This window comes from Paenibacillus phyllosphaerae (genome assembly GCF_014192105.1).
In the GTDB taxonomy this organism is placed as follows: domain Bacteria; phylum Bacillota; class Bacilli; order Paenibacillales; family Paenibacillaceae; genus Paenibacillus_Z; species Paenibacillus_Z phyllosphaerae.
The window spans coordinates 1-11,014 of the sequence record NZ_JACHXK010000002.1; the positions used below are offsets into that span (position 1 = coordinate 1).

An 11,014-nucleotide genomic window follows, 5' to 3' on the forward strand; every position below is an offset into this window, starting at 1 on the left:
TCAGAAGCCGAGTAGGATCGTCTTTGCATAAAAAAGCTCCCCTTAGGGTAACAGGTTTTATTATTTCACCTGTCTACCGTAAGGGGAGCATATCATTATGGAGCTGCGCTTTCTTATTCGGCTTTGATTTATTTACGTTACGCGCGGTTGGCGTTCCTGCCCGCCCATACGGACACGATCAATTGCACGACGGCCACCAGTGAAGCTAAAAGAATGAGCGAGATCCATGGGCTGATCAGCAGCAGAGCCGCTGTCAGGATAATACCCGCCAGATAAGGAATCGGAAGAGCTCGGTTGACGATCCACATGAAGATCAGATTGCCGACCAGGAACAAGACGGGACCGCCGACCGTGATGAGGGCGGACTTCATGTCCATATGGCCTGTCGGATGATGCAGCAGCAGCTCGCCGGCAACGGCTGTCAGGATAATGCCGATGACAAGCAGCAGATGCGTATAGGTATAGCCGGAACGGGCGACTCTTCCGGGATCGGAGGAATGGGCGATCCGATGATGTCCGCTTTTGGCAGTGGCAATGAAGTAAATTCGCCATAAGGCGACCGTACTGATGAAGGAGATGGCGAACGCCGCGGAGGAGAGCGGACTCCAGCCGAGCTTCACGAAATTCGCGCCGGTCACCAGGATGGATTCACCCAAAGCAATAATGATGAACAGGCCGCAGCGCTCGGCCATATAAGCGCCTTCGACGTCCCACACCGAGGTTGGCGTTCGGCCGATCCGCGGCAGCCAGAAGCCGAGTGACGGTCCGATATAGTCAATAACGAGCGCGATAACCCAGAACGCGATGCGCCAGGACTCATGCGCGATGCCGCCCGCAATCCAGAAGACACCCGAGAAGCTGAGCCAGCATAGAATACGTACCCAGTTGATACGCAGCTCTGCCGAGCCATTGCGGAACATCCAGACCGTAAAGGCCGTCCTGCCGACCTGGAAGGCGACATAGCCGATCGCAAAAAAGATGCCGGCGGACTCGAACGCCTTGGTGATGGAGGTCGACATCACTAAGCCGAGCAGCATCAACGCGATTAATAAATACTGTACCTTTAACGTCTCGGGATTCAGCCAGTTAATGACCCAGGCGGTGAAAATCCACGCCCACCAGACCGCCATCGTAAGCAAAACGAGCCGGAATAGGCCTTCCAACGAGAGATCCTCCAGGAAGGTATGGGAAAGCTGGGAGATGGCAAAGACGAAGATGAGATCGAAGAATAGCTCAATAAACGATACTTTGCCTGTGTTGTTGGTTCCCCGACTGCGTATGAGCTGCAGCTCAGTCGGTGTAGCCATAAGACCACTCCTTAAGTTCAACTATTTTTTGGCAAGTATATCATAGGATGATAGCTTCGTCATGATGCGAAAGGGATGGACGGGGTTTGCAGCAGCGCGGGCGTATTAAATTGTGAGACAAATCATTGTCACCATGTCAGAAGTAGGTTCATAATAGAAGAGTAAGGGTGAGAGAAGAACGGCAAAGGGGTGCGATCAAATGAAAGCGCATGACATTATGAATCGCCACGTCTACAAAGTGAAAGAAAATGACACCGTCCGTTCCGTCATCGAACGGTTCATGGACCATCGCATCAGCGGGTTGCCCGTTATCAACGACCGCAACGAAATCGTAGGGTATATCAGCGACGGCGACATCATGCGGTACATTGGCCGCAAGAGCGACAGGGTGATCGGCAACTTCTACTACATCGCGGTCATGCGCGATCAGGAAGAGATGGATGTTCGCGTCAAACAAATCCTGAATCTGAATGTGCTCGCCATCGCCAAACGGAAGGTCATTACCGCCCAGTGGGACGAGGACATCGATCAGATCGCCGCCATTCTGGGCAAACGGCAAATCAAGAAGCTGCCGATTGAACGGGACGGCGTCCTCGTCGGCATCATCAGCCGCGGCGACGTGATCCGGCACGTGTTCCGGTCAGTGACGTAGGATAATAAATTCTCAGGCTCTAGTCGATTGACTAGAGCTTTTTGTTTTGTGAACCTTGTGGGATTGAATAACTGTATTATCCATTTCAGGAGGTGGATGTAGATTTTTGTCGAATTACTTAACCGAGTATTAGGAACGCAATACATTTCGGGAGGAATTCGCCTTGAATACTTATTACGCTAAGTTAGGCCGACTTATCGATGAGAGGACCTCTTACCATAAGGATGGATATTATATTCTCTGCGAGGACAATATCCTAAGATATAGTGATACAAAACCGAACAACATAGAGATTATTACCTCTGAGCGTTTTGTAGATGCGCTTGCTGATGGATGTCGGACAACTATCGCGAATTTTGCTGAGACTGCCGAGAATAAAGATGTCTATGCGTTCAATTTATTCATTTTTGATGATCATAAATATTACATCATCTATATGAATACAGAGGAGAAGTACAACGCAAGAATTGCTGAATACCAGGCGAAGTACCCTAGGTATGCCGAACCTTCAGATCAAAGAAGTGTGAAGTATAGTCAAGGTGATTTTGATTTTGAATTCTTTTTTACACCTGAAGATGTAGGGGATCCCGGTAGAATCATTAGTGCTTATGAAGATGTCGTCAATATTGAATCGAATAATGATGAAATTGGTGCGATAGAGGAAGATGACCTTCCTGTTATCGCTTTCGAAGTTAGCATTATACACGACGGTATGTACGTCTTGACCTTAAAGGCGATTGAGCGATTATTAAGCGAAAATGCCTTTGCGTCATTGAACAGAACTTCGGACTTCATTGCTTATGCAGCGATTAATCACGATTGGCTCGATTACAGTTTGATCATGCCGAAGACGATTGACTCAGACCTGTATAAACAGGTTTTCCCAGATGTGTATGAGCTGCATAACCAATTTAAAGATGAAATGCAACGCATCAAGGACTTATCCGTCAGTGATGCAATCGATTATTGGATGCCCGCGATTCAAGACAGACACAATCTTGAATCACCGTTTAGTTATTGTAAGGCAGAGTATGATGTCTTTCTTCAAGTGGAAGTGTACGAAAACGAGCTTGCACAAGAATGTATCCATCGTATGAAGCAGCTATTGCTTAATGACCAAGTTGGTTACGATTATTTCAACGAATATGAATTTTATGCGGAAGCATTGCATTATGCAGGCGAACTTTCGAATGTACAGAAGACAAGTTGTATTGAAATAGCAGATGCATTGCTATCTTCGGGGGAGGAACAACTTTTTGATGTAGCCAATGAACTTTTGGTTCACATCAATAGAAAAAGATAAGAAGTAAAGCAATTCTATAGCGATCTCTCCATAAAAACAGCCGCCCGGCTCACGCCAGGCGGCATTTCACATTTCCATGCTATTTCAATTCGTTCAGGCGCTCTTCCAGACGGTCCCACGTCTCGGTAATGCCTTGCAGCATCCCCATGTCCATGACGGTCTTAAGCGCTTCGGCGGTTGCGTATTCCGAGCGGCTGACGAGCTTCGTCTTGCCGCCCAAGTCAATGAATTCCATCGTGGCCAAGGTAGCGGGCAGAGTTTCATCCACATTGCCCTCGGCATCGGAGAAATAATCCGTATAGACGATTTTCTCCGGCTCGACGATCTCGGCGTAGACGCCTTTGCCCCACGATTCCATGCCATAGAAGTCGCCTTGGCTCTCGTCGACGCACTTCATGCAGTAATGCCACACGCCGCCCGGGCGGAAGTCGATGTTACAGACCGGTACGTCCCAGCCTCGCGGACCCCACCAACGCGACAGATGCTCCAGCTCCTTGAACATCTTGAAGACGAGCTCCCGCGGAGCATCGAATACGCGCTCCAACACCAATACTTGATCCTGCTCTACTCGCGATACCATTGCTGGATTAGACATGATAATTCCTCCTAAAGGTTGAATGAATTTATCCTTGCTCTTTGTTCTGCAACTCTCGTAAGTAGGCGTCCAGTTTGTCGAAGCGCTCCTCCATGATGTGGCGGAAGGAGTCCAGCCAGCTCGTCATCGCTTGAAAAGGCTCAGGTCGAAGCCGATAAATCCGACGGTTCGCATCAGCTTGCACTTCCACGATTCCATGTTCGCTCAACACCTTCAAGTGCTTCGAGGCTTGGGGCTGACGCAACCCTAGCCGATCTGCAATTTCCCCAACGGTCAAGGGACCTTCGCGCAACAGCTCGACAATATGCATACGGTTCGGTTCGGCCAAAGCGCTCAATGTCGTCGTGTCTAGTTCCAGTCGTTTGCCTGACATGTCGCTCACCTCTCTACCTGATGAATGCCGGTGCTGTCATCTCCCATCACCATGATGTTCATCTTGCTGACCTAAATATACCCAATAAGGAATATTCCTGTCAAGGAATATATTTGATTGTACGCCACATAGGCAAACAAGCCGGCCTCCCCGGCAGGGGAGTCAGCTTGTTTAAGTACGATCCTATTAATTCAGGAAACCATCCAGCGCAATTGTCGGCTTGCCATCCGCCTGCCATGCGCCTTTATTGTAGCCGCCGTTGTAGCCAGGCGTCGCTTGAGGCTCCCAGTAGAAGACCCCGAGTCCTTTGCCGCCGGAGATATTGCGAACCTTCGTCTTGATGTCGGCGACGAAGCTCTTGGCCGCAGCAGGTTGGTTGTAATCCATGCCGATCTCGGAGATGATGACGCTTTTGCCATATCGGGCGATCATGTTGTTCGCATTGCTGATCGTCTGATTCACCTTCGTGCTCCAGTCGCTTGCGCTAGGGTAGAGCGACATGCCGATAATATCGAAAGTTGCGCCGTTCGCTACAAGACCGCCGATGTTCCAGACGAACGTGGCGTTATCGTAGCCGTTCGCCAAGTGAACGATCGTCTTGGTGTTCGGGAAGATGCTCTTCACCGCATTGTTGCCGGTATTGACGAGCCATGCGTAGTTCTTCATATTCACCGACGCCTTGCCGTCGTTCCAGAGCATGCCATCGTTCGTCTCATTGCCGATCTGCACCCAATCCGGAGTTACGCCGGCGTTCTTCATCGTGTTCATGACATAGACGGTGTGGCTCCACACGGCATCCATCAGCTGCGTGAAGTTGAAGCTCTGCCAGGCATAAGGCTTCGTCTGCTGGCCGGGATCGGCCCAGGAATCGCTGTAGTGCAGCGTGAGCATGACGCTCATGCCCAGATTCTTGGCGCGAACGGCAAGCTGGGCGGCTTTCTCGGCGTTCATGTAACCGTTACCATAATCGCTCATGTTCGGATTGACCCATACGCGAAGCCGGACGGAGTTGAGCTGATAATCGTTCTTCAGAATCTGCAGAATGTCCCGCGTGACGCCATTCTTGTCCTTCCACTTGTAACCCTGCGCCTCCATGCCGGCGACCCAGCTAATGTCTGCGCCTTTGGCGAAAGCAGGGGCAGCCGTTGCCGCAGGCTGGCCGGAAGGCACATGCAGGCTAAGCATTAGAACCAGGAGCGCAAGGACCGCAAAACAGGTGGAACGTAAGAAGCGTTGTCTCATCATAATCCTCCTTTAATAGGTTGTTCGTAAAGGCGATTCCGGTTGCGGAATGTCCTTCCATCTAAATTGTAAGCGCTTCATATGGGAACTCGGAAGTGGAGGAGGACAACGATTTGTTATACCTTTGCAACAAAAAGGAAATTCGAATCGTCCCTTTCGATCCCGATGGGTTTCTTCTCGCGGTTTACTTTCATGTCATCTTTTTCCAGGAGGTTTATGTTAAAATAATGAGAGGTTTTAGAGCCGAATGAGGGGGGAAATGATAGACGACGATCGAGCAATCGCAAGGCTTCGGTACTCTTCCATAGGGAGTTATAACGATGAAAACCATTATGATTGTCGAAGACGATCTGCCCATAGTGCGCGTGCTGATGGCCTATCTCCAGAAAGCCGGGTACTCGTGCATGGCATTCGCAAGAGGAAACGAGGCGCTGGAACAACTGGCCTCGCTCCAACCCGCGCTAATTGTGCTGGAGTCATGCTGCCGGGGATGGATGGGTGGGAAGTGCTGGGCGAGGTTCGTCGAAGAACCGCTTGCCCTGTCATCATGCTTACGGCAAGACAGGAACTTGGGGAGCGTCTTAAGGGTCTGAACGGCGGGGCGGATGACTACATGATGAAGCCGTTCGAACCGGAAGAAGTGGTAGCCCGCATACAGGCGATTCTGCGCAGGCCTTCTACGCTATGGATCTCGGAGGATCGGAGGCAATACGGCAGCTTAACGATCGATTTCAAGTCCAGATCGGTCAGCTTGAACGGCGAAAGCTTGTCCATCACCCCCAAAGATATGGCCTTGCTGCTGTTTTTGGCCAAACATCCGAACCAAATCTTCCATCGCGAGCAGTTGATCGAGCGGGTGTGGGGACAGGATTACGACGGAAGCGACCGCGCGGTAGACCATGCCATCAAACGTCTGCGCCAGGTGCTCGTCCATCTGCCTTCGCATGACGGGGAAATCCGTACGTTACGAGGAACCGGGTACCAATTCTATGCCAACAAACAGGACTAAACGAAGCTCGCTGCTACGTTACTGGACCGTACGCTATGTCGTGACGTTAAGCGCCGGCTTGCTGATGATCGGGGTCGCTGCGGTAATCGGACTGCAGCAATACGCGCTGCACGAGAGACTCGGGTATGTGCGAAGCTTGGCCCTTGATGCGGCGGAATATATCGTGAACGATGCCGGAAGGATTCATATGCCTGACCAATTCTATGCCTGGATCAATCGTACGCAGCGAAGATACAGGCTCCCCGGGCAGCTCAGCTTGACGGTCTTCGACCAACGGGGCGGGATCTTGTTCTATTCCGGTGCCGCTGACCCCGCTGCCCGACCAACGCCGGAAGGTGCTGCTCCTGCGCCGCTGCCAAGGCCATCGGTCCCCGAAAAGGTGCCGGGCGAACGCAAGCCGGAGGCTCTCGATAGCGTACCACACCGGTCTGATCCGCGATTTCGCGTTTCGCCCGCGCTCGATCATCGCGTCCATGTCAAGAGGCAGGACGAGCATTATCTGATTACGGCACCGGTCATCGGCAATGGGGCAGTTATCGGCGGCATGATCGGCATTTCTTACGCCAAGCAAGAGCTGACCGACATTCGGCAGCAGTACGGATTAATTACCGCCTTGCTTACGCTCTCGGGTATTCTCGGTTGGCTCATTCTCTATGCGATGCTGCGAAGAATGACCAAGCCCATCCATGAAGTTGTGAGCGCATTCAAACAAATCGGGGCCGGCAGCTACATGCTGCTGGAGGAAAAAGCTAACGAGCACGAGATCTATGAGCTGCTCGTCTACTTTAACGCGATGGCAGCCAGGCTCGAGCAGTTGGAGCAGCTGCGCGCCGAAATGCTGGCCGGCGTGACCCATGAGCTGAGGACGCCGATCACGTCGATACGGGGCCTGACGCGCGCCGTTAGGGACCAAGTCGTTGCTGCCGCTGAGGCCGATGAATTTCTCGATATTACGCTAAGCGAGACCAGACGGCTAGAGCAGATGGTAACGGATCTGCTTGATTTCCATGCCTTCGCTTCCGGCACGATGCGGATTGATCCGGATGAGGTCGATCTAGGCAGGCTGTTGCGCGAAATTCGAAATCAATGGGGACTGCTCGCCGCGGACGACAGAATAGATGTTGTACTCCATCTCCCGGATCATCCGGTGCATGTATTCGGGGATGCCGGGCGGATTCGGCAAATCATGCTCAATTTGCTGACGAACAGCAGACAAGCCATGGGCAGCCAGGGGAAGATCAGGATTATCGTAAGCGAATTATCCATGGCTTCTTACGCGGTGCTGGTCGCAGATACCGGGTCGGGAATACCTCCGGAGGAACAGAACAGCGTCTTCGAACGCTATTATCGGGGATCGAACAAAAAAGGGTTCGTGCACGGTCTCGGCCTGGGACTGACCATAAGCCGGATGCTGGCGCTAGCCATGAGTGGAGAGCTGATATTACAGGACAGTTCCTCCGAAGGCACGACTTTTCGGCTGGTGCTCCCTAAGCGGCAGGCAGGAGAGCAATAAGGTTTAAACATGTTAACGTATTCTTCGTGCCCGAAGGGGGAGAGGAATACTTTTTTTATTGCCGTCTTCTGCCATACGGCTGCCACATTCCGCCTCTATTCTAGGACTATCACCCGGACATTAACCGGCATGCCAAAGCAAGCGTCAAACCCAATTATCCAAAAGCGAAAGGTGGCTTCCTGTTATGCCTGAAACGGTAGAGTATGTTGTAATTGTGTCGAAAGCCCGATCGAAAGACAGCCAAGTACTGGTCATTACCGCAACCACGGAGCAAGAAAAACCCGTCGTAGCTGCAAAGCAAGAGTACGGCAACGAATATCAGTTATGGGAAAAAAGACAGGTCCGCGCAAATGATTCGAACGTATACGCGCTGGTCAACAAGAAAACCGGCACCTGCCTCGGAAGAGCGAACGCATCGAACGGTTCGAAAATCGTACTGGGCACTGTAGCCGAAGCGAAGATCAACGATTTCTATGCATGGCGCGACGATAACGTTCCAGGCACGCACAATGCGATCAAAAGCAATGCGGATTGGGAGCAAAAACTGAATATTCCCGGCAATGGTCCATACAGCAGCGGGCAGGGGCTTGTTACGTGGGAATGGTCGCGAGGCCAGCAGAATGAGCTGTGGGTATGCGTGCCGGACAGCAAGCTGATTACGCTCACGCGGATGGATTTTCAAATGGATCAGGCGTCGATCCTCAAAAGCGTGCCGGTCGTTTCGTCCAAGCAGCTCGTCACGAATCTTACGGCGCACGAGCAAACGGAGACCGTCACGTTCTCCGTTACCAAAGGAAAAACCTACAGCTTTAAAAGGGAGCACGGCTTAAAAATATCCGAAGGCATCACATTTAGTGCAGGGCTGCCATTGGTAGGCGAAACCGAGGTCGAAATCGTGGTCGAGGGCACGCATACGTACTCGGAGGACCATACGGAAGAGGAGACCGAAGAAGTGACGCTGGAAATCCCGGTAACCGTCCCCGCTCAGTCGGCCGTTACGGTTTCGGCGATTATGCTGCAGGGCATTATCGACGTTCCGTACACCGCAACATTCGAAATCAAATATCCGGATGCGACCTTCACTGAAAAGGCCTCCGGCATCTTCAAAGGCGTGAATACCTTTACGGTCACGACGGAGTTCAAGCCGGTCGAGAGCGAGAAAGCGAAAACATAACACCGCACCTGAGGTATACGACGTTCAGCCTCGGAAATCGAGCTCGACCACGCGATCATACTGCGCGGCGGCTCGGATTCGATTACCGGTTATGAGCATTTTGCTTCGTCAATTGCTTGACCTGGGCGCTTAATTCATCGATTTGCTTCTGCATCTGAAGCAATCGTTCTTCCTGCATGCGGGCATTCGCTTGATCCTGCAGGTCGGTCATGGCGGCTTCTTCTAGAGCTAGCGTGGCTGCCCAGGTGGCAAGGATATCGCCGAATGTCGTCACAAGGCCCGCTACGACGGCGAGTTTAGCCGCATAGCCCTCCGGCTGTGCTGACTCTTGCACGCTGACTTCAGGCGCTAGTTTTCTTTTGTTCATTGTATGTCCTCCCTGTTGCATACAGCATAGAAGGCCATCCTACGTCGAACGGCGGCTGTTTCCGGGTTTCAATAGACTTCTATACCTTATGCGGGATGAAATTCGATGGTGTGCGGCGGCATAACTCCTATCTTTGGCAGCATGACCCGATTGTCATGTTCTGGTCAAGGCGCTACAATAAGTAGTAGACGATAGATAGTCATTTCGACGAATGAAAGTGGGTTACGTCAAGTTGAGCAAAGCCGTCATTAACACACTTGAGAAATATGCGCCGAACCTGGTTGCCATCCGGGAACAGCTGACAGGCCGTACGGCCGACGAGAACATGATTAAGGGCCAGCTGGAGGTCGAAGCGGACACGTACTGCACGCCTTTGCTCAATAAGCGGATTTATGAGCTGAAGCGCGTCCATCTTCAACTATTGGAGAAGCGCAATGACTTGTCCAGCCAATTCCTGAATTCACGCATGGAGCAGAAGCGTCCCAGCGACGAGATGATCGAGCAGCTCGATACGGTCGAGATGCAGATCCTCATCCTGGAGAAGGCCATCCATAAGAAGCAGGAGCAGAACCGCCAGCTGAGCCACAGCGTGGAACGCAATTTTATCGATCATCCATTCATCTCATCGAGCAGTCCGAACGAAGTTACGCTCAAGAAAAAACGCAAGGGCAATGGCGTGCTGGAAATGAACAAGACCGGCTTCCGCAATCTGTTCTACCAGAACGGTAACGGGAAGGTGCTGCTGCCGTCGGACGCCCGCAACATGCTGGGCATCTTCAAGATGTGGGAGCAGAAGGGCAAGAACAAGGAATTCGCCTTCGAATTCCGCGAGCTGCTCAAATGCGTCCAAGCCGACATTAACGGCGGAGAATACGAAGCGCTGCATGATAGTCTCGATAATTTGGGTAAAACGTCGATCGTTATGGAAGAATACTATGACGCCGAAGCCAAAAAGCGGAGAAGAACGAAGATCCATAATCCGTTCCAGTCCGTCGAGATCGACCGGGATTCGAACCAGGCCTACGTGAAGCTGAGTGACGATCTGTTCAAAAATCTGCTGCTGGGCAACGTGGTATCGATCAGCATCTCGCTATTCAACGATCTGGCGACGCCGACTTCGAAGAACTTGTACCTGGTCGTCGTCAACAAGACGAAGGACAAAGAGTTCATCCTAGAGGTTGAGCCGCTGATCGGCCATCTCGGCATTAACTCCAATGAGAAGTCCAAAGCGTATTCGCTGCTGAAGGCTTCGTTCGAGGAGCTGCAGAATTTCGACGTTATTCAGAGCTTCAAGATTCTGAAGAACGGAAGGACCCCGGTCAAAATCATTTTCCAGCCAAGCGACTGGCTGCTGCAAGAGAATAATTACGAGGAGCAACTGCTCATCGACAACGAGACGACGCCGATCTACATTTAGATCGGCGTTTTTCTTGTTTTCACCACTGGGTAGAAACTCCTCTCCGTTACGAACAAAACTCC

General features: G+C 51.7%; 10 protein-coding genes and 1 pseudogene. 6 read left to right on the forward strand and 5 right to left on the reverse strand.

Features of this window, described 5'->3' with window-relative positions; genetic code table 11:
• Positions 1 to 137: 137 nt before the first annotated feature.
• The gene (locus FHS18_RS04200) at positions 138 to 1,307 is read right to left on the reverse strand and encodes a low temperature requirement protein A (RefSeq protein ID WP_183597380.1); all 1,170 of its coding nucleotides are present in this window, start codon (positions 1,305 to 1,307) and stop codon (positions 138 to 140) included.
• Between the two features lie 199 nt (positions 1,308 to 1,506).
• On the opposite strand from FHS18_RS04200, the gene FHS18_RS04205 reads away from it, so the two are divergent.
• Together FHS18_RS04205 and FHS18_RS04210 are read left to right on the forward strand one after the other, a co-directional pair.
• Positions 1,507 to 1,959: a CBS domain-containing protein gene (locus FHS18_RS04205; protein WP_183597382.1), complete on the forward strand. Its 453-nt coding sequence runs from the start codon at positions 1,507 to 1,509 to the stop codon at positions 1,957 to 1,959.
• Between the two features lie 163 nt (positions 1,960 to 2,122).
• Positions 2,123 to 3,262, forward strand: coding sequence for a DUF4303 domain-containing protein (locus FHS18_RS04210; RefSeq protein WP_183597384.1), 1,140 nt, complete (start codon positions 2,123 to 2,125; stop codon positions 3,260 to 3,262).
• Between the two features lie 79 nt (positions 3,263 to 3,341).
• Here FHS18_RS04210 and FHS18_RS04215 read toward each other — a convergent pair whose 3' ends face one another.
• The 3 genes from FHS18_RS04215 to FHS18_RS04225 form a co-directional block, all read right to left on the reverse strand.
• Positions 3,342 to 3,857 carry an SRPBCC domain-containing protein gene (locus FHS18_RS04215; protein ID WP_183597386.1) on the reverse strand — a complete coding sequence of 172 codons (516 nt, stop codon included), beginning with the start codon at positions 3,855 to 3,857 and terminating at the stop codon, positions 3,342 to 3,344.
• A gap of 28 nt (positions 3,858 to 3,885) precedes the next feature.
• Complete coding sequence (locus tag FHS18_RS04220; RefSeq protein ID WP_183597388.1) at positions 3,886 to 4,230, reverse strand: ArsR/SmtB family transcription factor; 345 nt, start codon at positions 4,228 to 4,230, stop codon at positions 3,886 to 3,888.
• Between the two features lie 186 nt (positions 4,231 to 4,416).
• Positions 4,417 to 5,472: a glycoside hydrolase family 53 protein gene (locus tag FHS18_RS04225; protein ID WP_183598634.1), complete on the reverse strand. Its 1,056-nt coding sequence runs from the start codon at positions 5,470 to 5,472 to the stop codon at positions 4,417 to 4,419.
• Positions 5,473 to 5,792: 320 nt separating this feature from the next.
• Here FHS18_RS04225 and FHS18_RS04230 point away from each other — a divergent pair.
• From FHS18_RS04230 to FHS18_RS04240, 3 genes and pseudogenes are all read left to right on the forward strand, one after another.
• Positions 5,793 to 6,481: pseudogene (locus FHS18_RS04230) on the forward strand (response regulator transcription factor).
• On the forward strand, positions 6,462 to 7,994 hold the full coding sequence (locus FHS18_RS04235) for a sensor histidine kinase (protein WP_183597390.1): 1,533 nt from the start codon (positions 6,462 to 6,464) through the stop codon (positions 7,992 to 7,994). Before FHS18_RS04230 ends, FHS18_RS04235 begins: the two are co-directional and overlap by 20 nt.
• Before the next feature lie 184 nt (positions 7,995 to 8,178).
• Positions 8,179 to 9,168, forward strand: coding sequence for an ETX/MTX2 family pore-forming toxin (locus FHS18_RS04240; protein ID WP_183597392.1), 990 nt, complete (start codon positions 8,179 to 8,181; stop codon positions 9,166 to 9,168).
• An 82-nt stretch (positions 9,169 to 9,250) separates the two neighbouring features.
• On the opposite strand, the gene FHS18_RS04245 is transcribed toward FHS18_RS04240, so the two are convergent.
• On the reverse strand, positions 9,251 to 9,535 hold the full coding sequence (locus tag FHS18_RS04245; protein ID WP_183597394.1) for a hypothetical protein: 285 nt from the start codon (positions 9,533 to 9,535) through the stop codon (positions 9,251 to 9,253).
• A 232-nt stretch (positions 9,536 to 9,767) separates the two neighbouring features.
• On the opposite strand from FHS18_RS04245, the gene FHS18_RS04250 reads away from it, so the two are divergent.
• Positions 9,768 to 10,952, forward strand: coding sequence for a replication initiator protein A (locus FHS18_RS04250; RefSeq protein WP_183597396.1), 1,185 nt, complete (start codon positions 9,768 to 9,770; stop codon positions 10,950 to 10,952).
• Positions 10,953 to 11,014: the final 62 nt, after the last annotated feature.

Bases quoted from the DNA above. Each gene is read 5' to 3' on its own strand.
- FHS18_RS04220 (WP_183597388.1), bottom strand. From the start codon at position 4,230: ATGTCAGGCAAACGACTGGAACTAGACACGACGACATTGAGCGCTTTG.
- FHS18_RS04245 (WP_183597394.1), bottom strand. From the start codon at position 9,535: ATGAACAAAAGAAAACTAGCGCCTGAAGTCAGCGTGCAAGAGTCAGCA.
- FHS18_RS04205 (WP_183597382.1), top strand. From the start codon at position 1,507: ATGAAAGCGCATGACATTATGAATCGCCACGTCTACAAAGTGAAAGAA.
- FHS18_RS04215 (WP_183597386.1), bottom strand. From the start codon at position 3,857: ATGTCTAATCCAGCAATGGTATCGCGAGTAGAGCAGGATCAAGTATTG.
- FHS18_RS04225 (WP_183598634.1), bottom strand. From the start codon at position 5,472: ATGAGACAACGCTTCTTACGTTCCACCTGTTTTGCGGTCCTTGCGCTC.
- FHS18_RS04200 (WP_183597380.1), bottom strand. From the start codon at position 1,307: ATGGCTACACCGACTGAGCTGCAGCTCATACGCAGTCGGGGAACCAAC.
- FHS18_RS04240 (WP_183597392.1), top strand. From the start codon at position 8,179: ATGCCTGAAACGGTAGAGTATGTTGTAATTGTGTCGAAAGCCCGATCG.
- FHS18_RS04235 (WP_183597390.1), top strand. From the start codon at position 6,462: ATGCCAACAAACAGGACTAAACGAAGCTCGCTGCTACGTTACTGGACC.